Raw genomic sequence first — 15,873 nt, forward strand, 5'->3', positions numbered from 1 at the left:
AGTGGCGGTGACGGTGGGATTTGAACCCACGGTAGGGGTGAACCTACACAACATTTCGAGTGTTGCACCTTCGGCCGCTCGGACACGTCACCGCGGAAGAGTTTACGCGACAGCGGGCACGCGCGCGAATCGAGCGTGGTCGGCCGGTTCCCGTGGTTATCTCCGGCGCTGCCGCACGACTCGCGACGAGGATGCTGGTTAGGATGACCTAAACGGAGGTGCCATGAGTTACATCACGTCAGCGGCGCTGGCGGAGACCGGATACGTCGTCCTCCCCGCCCTCCCGGATCCGATCGATCCGGCTGAGTGGCAGGAGCTCGAGTACGTCGGTTGGCGATCCTCCGGCGTGACCCGCTTCGCACCCTTGGCCAGCTACGCCGGCGAGGTCGAGTGCAACGGCTTCTGGAACCACACCCCGCCGCGCACCGACAAGGACGGTGTCTGGATCTCGAGCCAGGTTGAGAAGGCACCGACGCTCGTCCGGCTCGCACAGGAGCCCGGAGCGAACGTCGGACGCTGCCGCGTGATCGAGCTGCAGCCGAACACCTATGCCGACGCGGTCTACAACCTGCACCAGGACGACAACAACCGCCTCAACGACTCCGGCACCGGGTGGGTCGTTCGTGCGTGGCTCAACCTCACCGATGACCCCGACTCGTTGCTCATCCTCCGCGAGGATCGGTTCGATCCGGCGACCGAGATCCGCCTCCCGCTGGCGGCCGGCACGCGCATGGTCGTCGACACGCAGCGCTTCTGGCACGCGGTCTGGCATCGCGGCACGACCCCGCGCTACTCGCTGATCACCTCGCTAACCTCGGGGCCAGAACTGGACGCGTACATCGAGGCGCAGGGCGGCGACCCGCACGCGCACGGCGTGCCACTGGACCCGGCACTCGTCGAAGCGGCCCAGATCGAGCTGCACCGCCGCATCGAGGAGCGTCGTCGCGCCTTCGAGGCGCAGGGTATCGTCATGGAGCCCCCAGTCGACCTGTACTGAGCTGGTGACCTGTACTGAGCAGCCCCGCGCTCAAACCGCTGCGGCGGCGAGGCGCAGCTGCACCGTGCACTCCGCCGGCACGGCGGGTTCGTGCACGAAGTGGGCCTCAAGCGGTCCGCCGGCCTGGGTGAGCACGCCCTGCATGATGCTGAGGTGCACCTGGCACAGCACCGGGCGGTCTTCCGGCCGCGCCGCAGCGTGCGGGCACGGAGTGAGGTCGACGGTGAGCTGGCCGTCATCGATGACGGGTTCGAATCCGCTCTCCTCGAGGTTCTCGATGAGAGCGTCGAGCTGGTACGTCGCTTGAGACCCGAGATCGGATGCCGTGGCCGGCATCGCCCGCCGCATGAGATCCCCGCGTCGAGCGGCAGCACTGACCTTGTCACGGGCGACGGAGCTGGAAGCGTCCGGAGCGCCGGTGGCGGCGCTGTACAGTGTGCGCGGACGCCCGCGAGTGGCGCGATGCTCAATGGACTGGATGATGTAGCCACCCTCGATCAGCCGCTGCAGGTGCTCGCGAATCGTGTTCTGGTGCAGTCCGGTCGCCTCGCACAGTTCGACGATCGTCCTCGGAGATCGCGACTGGACCAGGTGCAGGATCTGCACCCGTGAATATGTCGAGATCGGGCCGCATGCGGGTCGAGCTGAAGCCATAGCTCCATTATGGCGACTTGCTGGTCAGCCAGGGTTTTCCGGGCCGTGAATAATCGGCTGCAAGCGCTCGATCGCGGCGATAACCTGTTCATATGTCATCTGCCGTTCTCCTGGCCCGCATCTCCGAGACGCCGCTGTCTCTGGATGAACACATCTCCGCCGTCGACAGTTCGACGGCGGGTGCCGTCACGACTTTCGTCGGCCGCGTGCGCGACCACGATCCGGATGCCGCAGATACCGTCGTCGCCCTGGAATACACCTCGCACCCGGATGCCGAGTCGGCTCTGCGTCGCGTCGCCGAGGGAGCCGCAGCAGGAACAGACGCCATCGTCGCCGTCAGCCACCGCATCGGTCGCCTCAACGTGGGCGAGGCGGCGGTCGTCATCGCCGTCGCCTCGCCGCACCGCGATCAGGCGTTCACCGTCTGCCGCGAGGTGATCGAGGCGATCAAGCGCGACCTTCCGGTGTGGAAGCGTCAGGTCGAAGCCGACGGAACCACGGCGTGGAAAGGCATCGGCGGGTAAGGCCCCAGCTACTGCGCGCGCTCGCTCCACGAGCCCGCGAGTTCGACGACCGCGGCGACTGCGGCGCGGGTGTCCTCCGGTGATCCACCGGCACGGCCGGCGACGAGGCCCGCGGCGAACGCGCTGAACGGGGCTGCGGGACGTGCCACGCCGTTCGCGACATCGCGCGCGAGGTCCAGGATCAGCGCGATCGGCAGGTCTTCCTCACCGAGGCCGAACCTGTCGCGCAGCGCCTGCGCCCATTCGTCCAGAGCTTCGGGGGGCAGGGTGCGGGATGGGTTGCTCACAGTTCCTCCTCGAATTCGGCGCGGATGCGCGCCAGGTCCGCCGGAGTGTCGATGTCGGCGGTGATTCCATCATCGTCCGCGATCCATGAGATCGCGAGCTCCCCGAGCAGCGCCCGACACGATGCGCCGGCAAGCTCGCCCTCGAATGCGGCGAGCGCGGTACGCAGGGCGGCTGTCCGGTAGATCCCGGCGAGCCACTGCGGCTGCCCATCGGCCGTGAAGACGTATGCATCGACCGGCTCACGATCGGATGCCGTGACCTGTGCGATCAGGCGTTGCACGATCCGGTCCACGCGCGGCAGGTCACCGGCGAGCAGCAGCGACCACCGCGGGTCCTGGGCCGGATCAACGCGGTCGACAGCGGTGAGCGCTGCCTCGATGGCTGCGACGGGGCCGGTGAACGGCGGATCCTCCCGCGCCCAGTGCACGGGCGCATCAGCATCCAGCATCGGCCCCGCGGCCACGACGGGCGCGCATCCGGCCTCGATGACGGCATCGATCGAGCGCGCGAACAGCGTGCGTCCGCCCACCTCGAGCAGCGGTTTGAATCCGCCACCCATGCGACGCGATCGGCCGCCGACGAGCACGATCGCGCCGACGAGATCGATCTGCACAGAGCGATCTGCCGTCACAGCAGCATGACCTCGACGAGATCGCCGGCTGCGACAGCATCCGCTTCGGTCGGGACGACGGCGTACGCCTCGGCGATTCCCAGTCCCACGCTGAGGTGGGAGCCCGACCCGCCGGAGGTCGCGGGCCGCACCTGCGGATGCTGCGGATCCGCGCGGTCGATCACGACGGGCAGATACTGGCGGCGCTCCGGCGGGGTGCGCCAGGAGGTCGCGGCGGGCAGGTGAATGACCGGCCGGTGGATGCTGGCCCTCCCCTGCATCCGCAGCAGCGCCGGCCGCACGAAGACCTCGAACGACACCGCGGCGCCCACCGGGTTGCCGGGCAGACCGAACATCAGCATTCCGTCCGGGGTGACGCCGAAGCCCTGGGGCTTGCCCGGCTGCATGGCGACGGGGGTGAACTCCATGGCGCCGGCGAGGCTCTGCCGCACGATCTCGTACGCACCCGCGCTGACGCCGCCGGTGAAGATGATGGCATCCGCCTCCCAGCGTGCGGCTTCAGCGACAGCATCCGCCGGCCCATCGCCCTCGTCGTCGATCACGCGACGCAGCACGACCTCGCCACCAGCTTCCTCGACGAGGGCTGCGAGAAGAGTGCTGTTCGACTCGGGAATCTGCCCGCGGGCGAGCGGTCCCCCGTCCACGACGAGCTCGGAGCCGGTCGATACGACAACGACCCTCGGCCGGGGCGACACGGCGACGCGAGATATCCCCGCGGAGGCGAGCGCCGACAGCTGCCACGGCCCGAGCAGCACGCCTGCCGGAAGCACGATGTCGCCTTCTGCGGTGTCCTCCGCAGCTCGACGGATGTGCGCACCGCGCTCTCGCGGCGCCCGCGTGACGACGACTTCGCCGAGCGAATCGGCGAGTCCCCCCACGGTGTGCTCGAACGGCACGATGACATCGGCGTCCGACGGAATCGGGGCACCGGTCATGATGCGGGCGGCCTCGCCGGAGGTCAGCGCCGGATCACTCGCGCTGCCGGCGGGGATGTCGGCGATCACGCGCAGCGGGACCGGGTGCTCGACGCTCGCGTGGGCGACATCGGCGTACCGCACGGCGAATCCATCCATGGCGGAGTTGTCGAACACGGGCACGGCGCTTCGCGCGCGAGCGTCTGCACCGAGCGTGTGCCCTCGCGCGTCAGCGAGCGGGATAGTGACGGGTGGATGCTGCCGAACGGCAGCCGTCACCACCTCGAGGTGCTCCTGAACCGTTCGGATGATCGCTCTGCCGCTCACGGACGTCGCAGTCGCTCAGGGTCGGGGGCTGCGACGGGATCCCAACCGCGCTTCGGAGCACGAGAACCGGCGTGATGGTCACGTGACCGGTACACGATGTAGGGCCGGAAGAGGTATCCGACCGGCGCCGAGAACACGTGCACGAGCCGGGTGAACGGCCAGAGCGCGAACAGCAGGCAGGCGGTGATGATGTGCAGCTGGAACAGCAGCGGCACATCAATCATCAGCTCCGGGCGGGGCTGGAAGATGATCATGTCACGCATCCAAGGTGAGATCGTCTCGCGGTAGTGGAATCCGCCGCCGAATATCTGGTAGACGACGGTGGCCGCGGTGCCGAACAGCAGCGTCGCCCCGAGGAACACGTACATGATCTTGTCCATCACCGTTGTCGCCAGGGGTCATCTGCCGATCGACGATGGCCCGGAATGCACGGTGCTCTTCCCCGTCCATGCCGTTGGGCACATGCAGGTGTCGGGAGGTGCGGCTGGAGAACGTCTCTGCATCCTGCGCCGCCGAGATGACATCGGCGTGCGCGACGAGTCGTACCGGATCTGTCATGCGTCGCCCCTCGGGTCGTGTAGCTCCAGGCTACTCACCTGAAAGTCGGATGCTCCGGCTAGCCTTGCAGCATGGCCACCCGTCGTCCCGCTCCCCCTGCTTTCGTCTGCACCGAGTGCGGCTGGACGACGTCGAAATGGGTCGGTCGTTGCGGCGAGTGCCAGCAGTGGGGCACCGTGGCAGAGCAGGCTGCGAAGACGGGGATCCTGCGGCACGTGAGTCCGCTCGCCCCCGGTTCCGATCGTGCGGCGCGGCCGATCACGCAGATCTCCACGGCCGAGACGCCTCGGCGCTCCAGCGGCGTCGCAGAATTCGACCGTGTGCTCGGCGGGGGCATCGTTCCGGGGGCTGCGATCCTGCTCAGCGGCGAGCCCGGCGTCGGCAAGTCGACGCTGCTGCTCGAGGTGGCGGCCCAGGCCGCGCGCGGCGGGCGGCGGGTGCTCTACGCGAGTGCCGAGGAGTCGCAGGCGCAGGTGCGGCTGCGCGCCGAGCGCACGGGGGCGCTGCACGACGAGCTGTACCTGGCCAGTGAGACCGATCTCGCCACGATTCTCGGGCACATCGACGAGGTGAAGCCGCAGCTGGTCATCGTCGATTCGGTGCAGACGGTGGCGTCTTCGCTCTCCGATGGTGCTGCCGGTCAGCCGAGCCAGGTGCGCGAAGTCGCCGCGACCCTGATCCGGGTGGCGAAGGAACGCAGCCTGCCGATCATCATCGTCGGGCATGTGACGAAGGACGGTCAGGTCGCCGGTCCCCGCATCCTCGAGCATCTCGTCGACGTCGTGTGCCAGTTCGAGGGCGACCGGCAGACGGCACTGCGGTTCATCCGGGCTTTGAAGAACCGGTTCGGCCCGACCGACGAGGTCGGATGCTTCGAGATGACCGGCGATGGGATCGCCGAGGTGCCCGATCCGTCGGGCCTGTTCCTCGGGCACGGATCCACAGAGCCCGGCACGTGCGTTGCGATCGCGATGGAGGGACGTCGGGCGATGCCGGTCGAGGTGCAGGCGCTGACTGTGGGCACGGCTGCTCCGAACCCGCGGCGCGTGGTGTCCGGGCTCGACTCGGCGCGGGTTGCGATGGTGCTGGCCGTGCTGGAGAAGCGCGCGGGGATCGAGACGGGCAAGCTCGATGTGTACGTCTCCACGGTCGGCGGCGTGCGGTTCATCGAGCCTGCGGCCGACCTCGCGATCGCGATCGCCGTGGCGGCGTCGATCCGCAATTTCTCGGTGCCGCGCACGATCGCGGCAGTGGGTGAGCTAAGCCTCGCGGGCGAGGTGCGCGCGGTCACGCAGGCGGCGCAGCGCCGATCAGAGGCTGCGCGTCTGGGCTATCAGCAGGTCATCGATGATCGCTCCGAGCGGCTGGGAGCGGCGCTCGATGACGTTCGTTCACGCAGCCGGTCGGCGCACCCCGCGCAGCTGTCTACGAAGTCGCGTCACGAGGACGGCATCCCGCCGTTCTGATGTTTACGCGCTGATGTCTCCGCGCTGATATTTACGCCAGCGCTTTGAGCAGCTCTTCGGGGGTCGCCTGCATCGGATGGGGCCCTGCGATGTCGAGGAACACCGTTGTGATGGCCGCTTCATGCGTCGTGAGGAACTGCCGCAGCCACTCCGGGGAGTAGATCCCCACTCCCGGCGGCAGGTTCTCCGGCTTGTTCTTCGCGTCACTGAACAGCAGCAGGGCGATGTCCCCCGTGTTCGGGTCGCGGAAGGTCCAGACCTCGCCGCCGTCGAGCGGGTTGTCGCGCGCTCCGGGACGCAGTAGCGGAACGACCGTGTTGCCGTGCCGGAGGGCGAGAGCGACAGCCGCGACGTCTTGCTTCTCGAGCGCCTGGGCGAGTGCCTCAGCGCGAAACTCTTCCGGTGCGGGCTTGGTCTTACCCGCGGACTTCGACTTCTTCCCTGCCATGCGTTCAAGCATAGATGGGGCCCTCTCGAGTTTTCCATTGGGGACTGAAGTACTCGAAAGGGCCCTCGTGCTCCTGATCGGTGAAAAGTCGAGCGCTGGGGACGCTGGACACGACTCCATTGGGGTGGGCCGCACCGATGTGGTCAAGAGCATCCTCATGCTAACTCACGCGATTACCGGTGTCAGCTAATAGAGCTGGATCTGCCGCGTGTTCATGGCCTCGAACCCGCCGATAGAGACTCCCACGTGGTACGAGGCTCCACCGGCGGTGGCGCGGGGTCGGTTCGCATCCGCGCATGTCGAGACATCCGAGCGCGTGCGATCCCAGACGAGGGGTTCTGCACTGGTGACGTGCTGTCCCGCCTCGAGCGTGACGACCATGCTGCTGGGGTTCTCCTGGCAGTCGGTGGAGCGCCACCAGACGTCTTCTCCGCTGGAGACGGTGAATACCTGAGTCGCCGATCCGACGTCGATCGTGCACGGTTCGGATCCGTTATTGGTGAGCGAAATCGACAGCGCGGGCAGTGCACCGTCCGCGTAGGACTCGGCGTCGGTGACGGCCTCAACCGTGACGTCGACTCCGCGGCACGCAGCTGCCGCCCCCGCGCTCTCCTCCGGCTCGGGTGATGCGCTCTCTTCCGGGGCAGGGCTGGTGGTGGTCTGAGTCGGAGTCGGACTAGCAGATGTCGTCGCGCTCGGCGCCGGCTTCGCGCTCGTCCACGGCTGCGCGATGGCGAGCCAGACGCCCACCGCGACCGCGGCGATGACGAGGATCAGCACGATGAGGAAGACGAGTCGTCGCCGGCGGTATACGGCTGGGCTGGGCGACATCACAGGCTCTTCAGCATCCGGGTGTTGCCGAGGGTGTTCGGCTTGACGTGTGCGAGGTCGAGAAATTCGGCGACGCCTTCGTCCGGGCTGCGCAGGAGCTGCGAGTAGACGTCCGGGTCGACGACCTGTTCACCGATCGGGGCGAAGCCGCGGCGGGTGAAGAACTCGGTCTCGAATGTGAGGCAGAACAGGCGGGTGAGGCCCAGTGTGCGGGCACGCTGTTCGAGATCAGCGACGATCTCCCGTCCGACGCCGTGGCGCAGCCAGTCGTCGCGCACGATGAGGGTGCGGATCTCGCCCAGGTCTTCCCACATCACGTGCAGCGCGCCGCATCCGATGAGCTGTCCGTCTCTCTCGGCGACGACGAATTCCTGGACCGCGCCGTAGAGGATCGCCAGATCCTTGCCGAGCAGGATGCGTCGGTCGACCAGCGGCGCCAGCAGGTGATGGATGCCGAGGATGTCGGCGCTGCGCGCCGGGCGGACGGTGTACTCGCTCACGCCTCCAGCCTAGAACCCGATCCCGTGACAACCCGGGAGCCGTGCTCGGTGCCGCACATGTTGGTCGGCCGTTCTGGAAAACGCAGACACCCCGTGCGTGTCGCGGCGTGTTGGATCGGGGCGCGCCGCCGACGCGCCAGGTGCTCCGAGATTTCCGACGGCCTGGGACGCGAAAAGGGCGGATGCCGAAGCATCCGCCCTTTCGTCGTTCACGGTGAGGTGATTACTCTCCGGAGCTTGCCGCCAGGTCGGGGGTCGCGGTGATCGCGCCGCCCGTCGTGTCGACACCCACGGACACCTTCTCGCCGCGCGGCGCGGTCTCGAACAGGAACTGTGTGCCGTCAGCATCCACCTTGACGTGGTCGCCGGGGTTGAGTTCGCCGTGCAGGATCTTCTCGGACAGCTGGTCCTCGATCTCGCGCTGCATCGCACGACGCAGCGGCCGGGCGCCGAGCGCCGGGTCGAAGCCGATCTCGATGAGCCGCTCCTTGGCGGACTGCGAGAGCTCGACAGTCATGTCGCGGTCGAGCAGTCGCTCGCCGAGGCGCTTGACGAACAGGTCGACGATCTGGACGAGCTCGGTCTTGGACAGCTGCGGGAAGACGATGACGTCGTCGACGCGGTTGAGGAACTCGGGCTTGAAGTGGCGCTTGAGCTCTTCGTCGACCTTGCCCTTCATCCGCTCGTAGCTGGTCTGGGCGTTGCCCTCGATCTGGAAGCCCACGGGTCCCCCGGCGATCGCGGACGATCCCAGGTTCGTGGTCATGATGATCACCGTGTTCTTGAAATCGACAACGCGACCCTGACCGTCGGTGAGGCGACCCTCTTCGAGGATCTGCAGCAGCGAGTTGAAGATGTCCGGGTGCGCCTTCTCGATCTCATCGAAGAGCACGACGGAGAACGGCTTGCGGCGGACCTTCTCGGTCAGCTGGCCGCCCTCTTCGAATCCGACGAATCCGGGAGGGGCACCGAACAGGCGCGAGACGGTGTGCTTCTCGCCGAACTCACTCATGTCGAGGGAGATCAGGGCGTTCTCGTCGTCGAAGAGGAACTCCGCGAGCGCCTTGGCGAGCTCGGTCTTTCCGACGCCGGTGGGGCCGGCGAAGATGAACGAGCCCGAGGGGCGCTTCGGGTCCTTGAGGCCGGCGCGCTGGCGACGGATCGTGCGGGAAAGGGCCGCGATGGCCTCTTCCTGTCCGACGACGCGCTGGTGCAGTGCCTTCTCCATGAAGACGAGGCGGCTGGACTCTTCTTCGGTGAGCTTGAAGACCGGGATGCCGGTCGCCTGTGCGAGCACCTCGGCGATCAGGCCCTCGTCGACGACCGCTGCGGTCGCGACGTCACCGGAGCGCCACTGCTTCTCCAGGCGCAGGCGCTCAGCGAGGAGGCTCTTCTCCTCGTCGCGCAGGGATGCGGCCTTCTCGAAGTCCTGCTCCTCGGATGCTGCTTCCTTCTGCTCGCGGACGGCGGCGATCTTGTCGTCGAATTCGCGCAGCTCGGGCGGGCTGGAGAGGATGCTGAGGCGCAGACGGGCGCCGGCCTCATCGATCAGGTCGATGGCCTTGTCCGGCAGGAAGCGGTCGGAGACATAGCGGTCGGCGAGGTTCGCGGCGGCGACGATCGCGCCGTCCGTGATCTGCACCTTGTGGTGCGCCTCGTAGCGGTCGCGCAGTCCCTTGAGGATGTTGATCGCGTGGGGCAGGCTCGGCTCGTTGACCTGCACCGGCTGGAAGCGGCGCTCGAGCGCAGCATCCTTCTCGAAGTGCTTGCGGTACTCGTCGAGGGTGGTCGCGCCGATCGTCTGCAGCTCTCCTCGTGCGAGGAGGGGCTTGAGGATGCTGGCGGCATCGATCGCGCCTTCCGCTGCGCCCGCACCGACGAGGGTGTGGATCTCGTCGATGAAGACGATGATGTCGCCGCGGGTGCGGATCTCCTTGGTGACCTTCTTCAGGCGCTCTTCGAAGTCTCCGCGGTAGCGGGAGCCGGCGATGAGCGAGCCGAGGTCGAGGGAGTAGAGCTGCTTGTCCTTGAGCGTCTCGGGGACGTCGCCCTTGACGATGGCCTGGGCGAGGCCTTCGACGACGGCGGTCTTGCCGACGCCGGGCTCTCCGATGAGGACCGGGTTGTTCTTGGAGCGGCGCGAGAGGATCTGCATGACCCGCTCGGCTTCCTTCTCGCGACCGATGACCGGGTCGAGCTTGTTGTCGCGCGCGGCCTGGGTGAGGTTGCGTCCGAACTGGTCGAGGACGGCGGATCCGCCCTGGGCGGCCTGCGGGCCGTCGTTGGTCTGAGCGCCGACGGCGGCGGGCTCGCGGCCCGGGGCACCGGAGAGCAGCTGGATGACCTGCTGGCGGACCTTGTTGAGGTCAGCGCCGAGCTTGACGAGAACCTGGGCTGCCACTCCTTCGCCCTCACGGATGAGGCCGAGGAGGATGTGCTCGGTGCCGATGTAGTTGTGGCCGAGCTGCAGGGCTTCGCGCAGGCTCAGCTCGAGCACCTTCTTGGCGCGCGGGGTGAAGGGGATGTGGCCGGTGGGCTGCTGCTGGCCCTGGCCGATGATGTCCTGCACCTGCTCGCGCACGGCGTCGAGGGAGATGCCGAGGCTCTCGAGGGCCTTGGCTGCGACGCCTTCGCCCTCGTGAATGAGGCCGAGCAGGATGTGCTCAGTGCCGATGTAGTTGTGGTTGAGCATCTTCGCCTCTTCTTGGGCGAGGACGACCACACGACGGGCTCGGTCGGTGAATCTCTCGAACATGCTGTGACTCCTTATCGCACGGGGCGAAGCGCTGACGCCGAATACGGTTCTCTGCGCCTGTACATCGAGAGTAACGACCTGTCGCGCCGGGCAAGGCCGTGTTCGCCGTCGGCATATAGCCTCCGTCGGTTTCGATCCCTGGGCCCGCACCCGCCCGGTCCCTGGGCCCGCACCCGCCCGGTCCCTGGGCCCGCACCCACCCGATCCCTGAGCCCGCACCCACCCGATCCCTGAGCCTGTCGAAGGGACGTTGACACGCCTTATCGAGAGTCGTTATGTTAACGAACATCGATAACAACGATATTCGATACGGAGGGCATGATGGCTTTACGAATGGGCCGACCGTCTATGGCTGAGGCGGTGGCGTTAGGACTGGTGGCGACCAGTGCGGTGAGCATCGGGATCGCGTCGATCGTGGGGGCGGTCGGCGCTGGGGTCGAGATCTTCGGGTCGCCGGTCGCGGTCGATCTGCCGGTGCATGATGCGCCGATAGGCGGGCTGTCGGATGCCGCGGGCATCACCGCCGCCGAATACACGCAGTCCGTGGTTTCTGTTGAGGCGCTGTCTGGCGGCGCTCGCTGGCTCTTGTTCGGGGAGGCCGCGCTTCCTGCGCTGGCGACGGTGATCGTGTGCGCGTCGCTGTGGTGGCTCGGGTTCTCGCTGATCCGGCAGCGGGCGTTCCGACGTTCTATGGTTCCGACTTTGGCGACGGCCGCGGTCGCGCTGATTGTGGCGGGGATGGTCGGCCCGTTTCTCGGCGGGCTCGGTCGCGCTGAGGTGGTGGAGCAGTTGCCCACGGGCGTCGACACGTCGCAGTTCTGGACGTTCCAGGTCTCGGCAGACCTTGCGCCGGTCGGGTGGGGCATCGCTCTCGCCCTCGTGGCGACGGCTTTCGAGGTCGGTCAGCGTCTGCAACGCGAGACGGAAGGATTGGTCTGATGAACACGAAGCAGGTGAAATCGGATCGGAACGATCTGAACACGGCGATCATCGTGGGCGGTCTGGTCATCGCTTGGCTGCTGTATGACGGCATCCGCACTCTCGTGCAGTTGTTTGCGACGGCCGGTTCGGTGACGGTGACCACACGGGTGCCTGCCCAGGAATTCGTCGTGGGGATCGGAGCGGGTGCGTCGGCGACCGTCGACACCGCAACGCTGACCGTGGAGGATGTGAACGTCGTGAGCGTGGTGTGCCTGGTTCTCGCGATTGTGTTGCGAACCGCGTGTCTGGTCGGTGTCACTGCGCTCGGTGTCCTGCTGTGCCGTCGGCTGATGCGAGGTGCGGTGTTCGACAGAGTGAACTCCCGGCTGACGTTCGCGATGTCTATGGGGCTGCTGGCCGCGGGGCTGGCGTGGGCGTGGTTCGAGAACATGGGACTGAATGGCGTGTTCGCGGCCCTGGGCGGCGAGTTCGATGGGCAGTGGATGCTGCTCATGGATGGCATGCCGCTCTTCGTCGCCGCGATTGCGTTGGGCGTGCTGGTGATCGTGTTCCGTCGCGGGACTTCGCTGCAGAGGGATGCGGAGGGGTTGGTGTGACTCCCCCGCCGCCGGAAGATGAAGAGACCGGCATCCACTGTCGACTCGATGAGCTGTTGGCTGCGCGCGGGATGACGCTCACGGAGTTGAGCGCGCGGGTCGGGGTGTCGATCGTGAATCTCTCGGTGCTGAAGAACGATCGGGCGCGGGCAATTCGGTATTCGACGCTGCGGGCGATCTGCGATGCGCTCGAGTGCGAGGTGGGTGAGCTGTTGGTGCTGGCTCCGCCTGCTGGACGGTCGCGCTGATCGGGCGCTGATGGTGATCACCCTGTGGGCCGAAATCGTTTGGGTGGCGGATCGATGTCGCCGAAGGCGTAGCGGAGCACCGTGCGTGATCGCATCGCCCACTTCTCCCCCGTGCGGCATGCAGGACGAAGTCGTCTTTCGCTCGCCGAGTGATCTTCCACTCACGATGATGCAGAGACATGTGGTGAAACCGGCAGAGCAGGATGCTGTTGTAGGTCAGAAGTACCAACGTCTGAATCCGCTTGTTTACTTGGGTCTCAGTCTACCGAGGGGCGCATGCAAGTGCGAAGCATCGTCCGTCGGCTATGACAGTTTGCAATCTCCAAGCAGGAAGATGCTGATTCGCCGAGACGGCGCGTTGCGTGATACCAAACCACAAATGAGGTAGTGTTACGCGCAACGCTCGGAAGGGGCAATGATGGCAACCTCGACTCTCGTCTCATTCAATTCTCCTGACGGTGAGCGTCGGCTCGCGGCCTTCGGCCTGTCTACTGAGCTGATTCACGCGACGTTGCGACCGGGCCTCTCCCGTGCGACGAACCGTACCTCGATGGCGCTACGTTCGACCCCCGGTACGGATATTTACCACGAGTCGATGGAACAGCTTCACCAGCGGCTTTCGGAGACCGGGTGGCGGCTCGTCTACGTAGATCAGCAGCCGCGCCTCCTGCATCCTGCCGGACTCATCTCGTTCACCATCGCCTCGGGGACGAACGTGGCGAACCCGGATCATCGGCGGAAGCCACGTACTCGGCGCAAGGGCAAGGCGACACGCGAGTCGTTGGCCGGGCCGCGGGCACAGATGGCGACCTTGTTCGACGTAGCTGAGATCGAGCAGGAGCGGGAGCTAGTGGCTGCCGCAGAGGCGGCGCCCCTTTGGCTCTTAGTGCACGAACGTACGGAGCGCGGTCTCAACCTCGAGCTGTCCCGCCCGGCAGAGATGACTGAGAGCGGGATCGTCACAGACTGGGACGACCGCATCATGATCGGCTTCCTCGACCTCGATGGGGATCTCTCCGTCTTCGACGACCCGGGCTACGACGGGATCGACGTTGCCGTCGAGCCACTCTGACGTTTGCAAGACCCGGCATGTTTAATCCATCGCGCCTCAGGCTCGCGCGTCAACGCCTAGCCCTGACTCTCACCAAACTCGCTGAGCAGAGCGGTGTCTCCCTGCGGTCTCTCACCAATTACGAGAACGGCAAGCTCGCGCCCAGTGAGGAAAACCTCCTCAAACTCTCCAGAGCTCTCTCCGTTCCGCCGAAGTTCTTCGATCGCGACACAGCAGACGCCATTCCGGTCGAAGCCGCCAGTTTCCGCAAGCTCAGCAAGACCACTGCGACCAGGCGCGACGCGGTCCTCGCCAGCGCCGCCCTCGCTGTCGAGTTCTTCGCTGTCATTGAGTCGAAGTTCAGATTGCCCGCACCGGACACTCCCTCGTTCGACAAATTGTCTCCGGAAGAAGCTGCGGATCTCGTCCGCCACCGTTGGAACCTTGGCGACCGCCCAATCCCAAACATGATCCACTTGCTGGAGTCCAAGGGTGTCCGCATCGCTGCGCTCCGCCACGAGTACACCGACATCGACGCATTCTGCTTCATACGCGACGGTTCGCCTTATGTGTTCCTCAACACCTCAAGATCCGGGGAACGGCAACGCTTCGACGCAGCTCACGAGCTCGGCCACCTCGTTCTCCACGGCGAGCAAGACATGGACCCAAGCACTTCGAAGGAGCGGGAGGCGGAAGCCAACCGGTTCGCCTCCACTTTCCTGATGCCGCGCACGGCGGTCCTTACACAGTCCATGCGCAACGCAAGCCTGGAGCGCATCCTGTCAGCCCGCACATTCTGGAGGGTTTCAGCGATGGCGATGACACATCGACTTCACGAACTTCACCTCCTGAGCGACTGGCAGTACCGCAGCACATGCATGACTCTGTCCGAGCAGGGATACCGCTCGGCGGAACCGGGCGGTATCGTCCCGGAAACCTCACAACTATTGCGCAAGGTCATGTTCGGCTCGCCAAACAAAGTCAATGTTCGCGAAGCCGCGATCGACCTCGACCTCTACCAAGACGACATACGCGACTTCATCCGAGACCTCGTGCCGGTGGCAGCATGATATTCCCGCACGAAGGAGCCTTCCCTGGCAACGCTCTCCGTGCTTGGGTGACACTCGCGTGACCAGTCGCATCAGCGCATTCCCGTCAGGGACGGTCGAGGGGTCTCAAAGATTATCGGGGACCTTTACAGCGGGACCGAGCTCACGCGCATCACCGGCGAAGTGCCACTTCGGTCCGACCCGGGTGAGGGGTACACCAAGTGGCGTCGGCTCGCCCACGCGGTCTCCAACAACCAGGCGAAGACCGGTAACGGCAACGCCTTGATCGGACTTGTTCGGGCGGCGATGCGCCCCGAACGAACACTCGACCGCAAGTCTCGCGCAGACATCGCACGTGACGAACTGAACCAAGTCCTGTCCCTCGTGAGCCTCAGAGTCCTCTCTGACGGACGCGTGGCGACGGCCAAGAAGGCGTCCACCGACACCGAAGCCCTGGCGCGGTCGGAGCGGCTCTACAAGATCCTTGAGCAACGTGGGGCCCACGCAGAAGTACTCGCATACTGCCGAGAAGACCTCGTGCGTAAGGATTACTACGAAGCTGTCTTCGAAGCCATCAAGGGACTCGGGGCGCGGATTCGATCCACTACCGGTGTCGATGCCGACGGGTACGGCCTCATCGAGAAGACCATGGCTGGCTCCAGTCCTCTGCTCCGGATCAACAACGGCGGAACCCGAACTGAGCGAGACGAACAACTAGGTATCGCCAATCTCGCGAAGGGTCTCTTCAGCGCGTTCCGCAATCCCGTGGCCCACGAACCCAAGCTGCACTGGACGATGAGCGAGCTGGACGCTCTCGACGTTCTCGGTACCCTGTCCATGATTCATCGTCGCCTGGACACGGCCATCTCAGACAACGGCGAAGGAGTTTGAGCAGTGGCGGGAGCCAGCTCAACCGACCTCGCTATCCGCATCGCCAACACCGACAAAGAGTCCACGCTGGGCGGGGTCGTCGTAGTTGCCGCAATGATTGATCCGGTGACGTTGGAGCGAGTTCGATCGCACTTGGCAGAGGGACAAGCCCTCGGCGTCAGCGGCACCCCGAACACGCCCGGAGCGAGCCCGTTGACATACGA

Annotated in this window: 18 protein-coding genes and 1 tRNA gene; 9 read left to right on the forward strand and 10 right to left on the reverse strand. The window is 66.0% G+C overall.

Translation table 11 applies throughout. The annotated features are described in order from the left end of the window. Positions 1-2 precede the first annotated feature (2 nt). Positions 3-92 (reverse strand) — tRNA-Ser (locus tag ACTIAO_RS12010). A 131-nt stretch (positions 93-223) separates the two neighbouring features. Here ACTIAO_RS12010 and ACTIAO_RS12015 point away from each other — a divergent pair. Next, positions 224-997, forward strand: coding sequence for a hypothetical protein (locus tag ACTIAO_RS12015; protein ID WP_441906464.1), 774 nt, complete (start codon positions 224-226; stop codon positions 995-997). Between the two features lie 30 nt (positions 998-1,027). On the opposite strand, the gene ACTIAO_RS12020 is transcribed toward ACTIAO_RS12015, so the two are convergent. Then, positions 1,028-1,651: a helix-turn-helix transcriptional regulator gene (locus tag ACTIAO_RS12020; RefSeq protein WP_441906465.1), complete on the reverse strand. Its 624-nt coding sequence runs from the start codon at positions 1,649-1,651 to the stop codon at positions 1,028-1,030. 92 nt (positions 1,652-1,743) lie between these two features. On the opposite strand from ACTIAO_RS12020, the gene ACTIAO_RS12025 reads away from it, so the two are divergent. Beyond that, positions 1,744-2,175: a molybdenum cofactor biosynthesis protein MoaE gene (locus tag ACTIAO_RS12025; protein ID WP_441906466.1), complete on the forward strand. Its 432-nt coding sequence runs from the start codon at positions 1,744-1,746 to the stop codon at positions 2,173-2,175. Between the two features lie 8 nt (positions 2,176-2,183). On the opposite strand, the gene ACTIAO_RS12030 is transcribed toward ACTIAO_RS12025, so the two are convergent. From ACTIAO_RS12030 to ACTIAO_RS12045, 4 genes are read right to left on the reverse strand one after another with little or no spacing between them, the layout of a single operon-like run. Beyond that, positions 2,184-2,462, reverse strand: a complete 279-nt coding sequence (locus ACTIAO_RS12030; protein ID WP_441906467.1) for a DUF6457 domain-containing protein — start codon at positions 2,460-2,462, stop codon at positions 2,184-2,186. Then, complete coding sequence (gene mobA / locus ACTIAO_RS12035; RefSeq protein ID WP_441906468.1) at positions 2,459-3,094, reverse strand: molybdenum cofactor guanylyltransferase; 636 nt, start codon at positions 3,092-3,094, stop codon at positions 2,459-2,461. Before mobA ends, ACTIAO_RS12030 begins: the two co-directional genes overlap by 4 nt. Continuing rightward, positions 3,091-4,335: a molybdopterin molybdotransferase MoeA gene (locus ACTIAO_RS12040; protein WP_441906469.1), complete on the reverse strand. Its 1,245-nt coding sequence runs from the start codon at positions 4,333-4,335 to the stop codon at positions 3,091-3,093. Before ACTIAO_RS12040 ends, mobA begins: the two co-directional genes overlap by 4 nt. Further along, positions 4,332-4,715 (reverse strand): respiratory nitrate reductase subunit gamma, encoded by a 384-nt coding sequence (locus tag ACTIAO_RS12045; RefSeq protein ID WP_441906470.1) that lies wholly within the window; start codon positions 4,713-4,715, stop codon positions 4,332-4,334. Before ACTIAO_RS12045 ends, ACTIAO_RS12040 begins: the two co-directional genes overlap by 4 nt. Before the next feature lie 249 nt (positions 4,716-4,964). On the opposite strand from ACTIAO_RS12045, the gene radA reads away from it, so the two are divergent. Next, complete coding sequence (radA, locus tag ACTIAO_RS12050; protein ID WP_441906471.1) at positions 4,965-6,359, forward strand: DNA repair protein RadA; 1,395 nt, start codon at positions 4,965-4,967, stop codon at positions 6,357-6,359. Between the two features lie 31 nt (positions 6,360-6,390). Here radA and ACTIAO_RS12055 read toward each other — a convergent pair whose 3' ends face one another. The 4 genes from ACTIAO_RS12055 to ACTIAO_RS12070 form a co-directional block, all read right to left on the reverse strand. Next, complete coding sequence (locus ACTIAO_RS12055; RefSeq protein ID WP_441906472.1) at positions 6,391-6,807, reverse strand: dehydrogenase; 417 nt, start codon at positions 6,805-6,807, stop codon at positions 6,391-6,393. 186 nt (positions 6,808-6,993) lie between these two features. Then, on the reverse strand, positions 6,994-7,638 hold the full coding sequence (locus ACTIAO_RS12060) for a hypothetical protein (RefSeq protein WP_441906473.1): 645 nt from the start codon (positions 7,636-7,638) through the stop codon (positions 6,994-6,996). After that, on the reverse strand, positions 7,638-8,138 hold the full coding sequence (locus ACTIAO_RS12065) for an amino-acid N-acetyltransferase (RefSeq protein WP_441906474.1): 501 nt from the start codon (positions 8,136-8,138) through the stop codon (positions 7,638-7,640). Before ACTIAO_RS12065 ends, ACTIAO_RS12060 begins: the two co-directional genes overlap by 1 nt. A gap of 223 nt (positions 8,139-8,361) precedes the next feature. Beyond that, positions 8,362-10,893, reverse strand: coding sequence for an ATP-dependent Clp protease ATP-binding subunit (locus tag ACTIAO_RS12070; RefSeq protein WP_441906475.1), 2,532 nt, complete (start codon positions 10,891-10,893; stop codon positions 8,362-8,364). A gap of 333 nt (positions 10,894-11,226) precedes the next feature. Here ACTIAO_RS12070 and ACTIAO_RS12075 point away from each other — a divergent pair, with 333 nt between their 5' ends. The 6 genes from ACTIAO_RS12075 (at position 11,227) to ACTIAO_RS12100 (ending at position 15,670) form a co-directional block, all read left to right on the forward strand. Then, positions 11,227-11,832, forward strand: coding sequence for a hypothetical protein (locus tag ACTIAO_RS12075; protein ID WP_441906476.1), 606 nt, complete (start codon positions 11,227-11,229; stop codon positions 11,830-11,832). After that, on the forward strand, positions 11,832-12,431 hold the full coding sequence (locus tag ACTIAO_RS12080) for a hypothetical protein (protein WP_441906477.1): 600 nt from the start codon (positions 11,832-11,834) through the stop codon (positions 12,429-12,431). Before ACTIAO_RS12075 ends, ACTIAO_RS12080 begins: the two co-directional genes overlap by 1 nt. Beyond that, positions 12,428-12,679 (forward strand): helix-turn-helix domain-containing protein, encoded by a 252-nt coding sequence (locus ACTIAO_RS12085; RefSeq protein WP_441882995.1) that lies wholly within the window; start codon positions 12,428-12,430, stop codon positions 12,677-12,679. Before ACTIAO_RS12080 ends, ACTIAO_RS12085 begins: the two co-directional genes overlap by 4 nt. Positions 12,680-13,097: 418 nt before the next feature. Further along, positions 13,098-13,751: a hypothetical protein gene (locus tag ACTIAO_RS12090; RefSeq protein ID WP_441906478.1), complete on the forward strand. Its 654-nt coding sequence runs from the start codon at positions 13,098-13,100 to the stop codon at positions 13,749-13,751. A 17-nt stretch (positions 13,752-13,768) separates the two neighbouring features. Then, a complete protein-coding gene (locus tag ACTIAO_RS12095) occupies positions 13,769-14,800 on the forward strand; it encodes a helix-turn-helix domain-containing protein (protein ID WP_441882999.1) in 1,032 nt (343 codons plus the stop codon). A 162-nt stretch (positions 14,801-14,962) separates the two neighbouring features. Beyond that, positions 14,963-15,670 carry a TIGR02391 family protein gene (locus ACTIAO_RS12100; RefSeq protein ID WP_441906479.1) on the forward strand — a complete coding sequence of 236 codons (708 nt, stop codon included), beginning with the start codon at positions 14,963-14,965 and terminating at the stop codon, positions 15,668-15,670. The last annotated feature ends 203 nt before the right edge of the window (positions 15,671-15,873 follow it).

This window comes from Microbacterium sp. (genome assembly GCF_052099035.1).
Classification (GTDB): Bacteria; Actinomycetota; Actinomycetes; order Actinomycetales; family Microbacteriaceae; genus Microbacterium.

What these genes read in the sequence shown, in the direction of transcription:
- ACTIAO_RS12015 (WP_441906464.1), top strand. Translation starts at nt 224, where the DNA reads ATGAGTTACATCACGTCAGCGGCGCTGGCGGAGACCGGATACGTCGTC.
- ACTIAO_RS12020 (WP_441906465.1), bottom strand. Translation starts at nt 1,651, where the DNA reads ATGGCTTCAGCTCGACCCGCATGCGGCCCGATCTCGACATATTCACGG.
- ACTIAO_RS12090 (WP_441906478.1), top strand. Translation starts at nt 13,098, where the DNA reads ATGGCAACCTCGACTCTCGTCTCATTCAATTCTCCTGACGGTGAGCGT.
- ACTIAO_RS12080 (WP_441906477.1), top strand. Translation starts at nt 11,832, where the DNA reads ATGAACACGAAGCAGGTGAAATCGGATCGGAACGATCTGAACACGGCG.
- ACTIAO_RS12060 (WP_441906473.1), bottom strand. Translation starts at nt 7,638, where the DNA reads ATGTCGCCCAGCCCAGCCGTATACCGCCGGCGACGACTCGTCTTCCTC.
- ACTIAO_RS12075 (WP_441906476.1), top strand. Translation starts at nt 11,227, where the DNA reads ATGGGCCGACCGTCTATGGCTGAGGCGGTGGCGTTAGGACTGGTGGCG.
- radA (WP_441906471.1), top strand. Translation starts at nt 4,965, where the DNA reads ATGGCCACCCGTCGTCCCGCTCCCCCTGCTTTCGTCTGCACCGAGTGC.
- ACTIAO_RS12055 (WP_441906472.1), bottom strand. Translation starts at nt 6,807, where the DNA reads ATGGCAGGGAAGAAGTCGAAGTCCGCGGGTAAGACCAAGCCCGCACCG.
- ACTIAO_RS12070 (WP_441906475.1), bottom strand. Translation starts at nt 10,893, where the DNA reads ATGTTCGAGAGATTCACCGACCGAGCCCGTCGTGTGGTCGTCCTCGCC.
- ACTIAO_RS12045 (WP_441906470.1), bottom strand. Translation starts at nt 4,715, where the DNA reads ATGGACAAGATCATGTACGTGTTCCTCGGGGCGACGCTGCTGTTCGGC.
- ACTIAO_RS12025 (WP_441906466.1), top strand. Translation starts at nt 1,744, where the DNA reads ATGTCATCTGCCGTTCTCCTGGCCCGCATCTCCGAGACGCCGCTGTCT.
- ACTIAO_RS12095 (WP_441882999.1), top strand. Translation starts at nt 13,769, where the DNA reads ATGTTTAATCCATCGCGCCTCAGGCTCGCGCGTCAACGCCTAGCCCTG.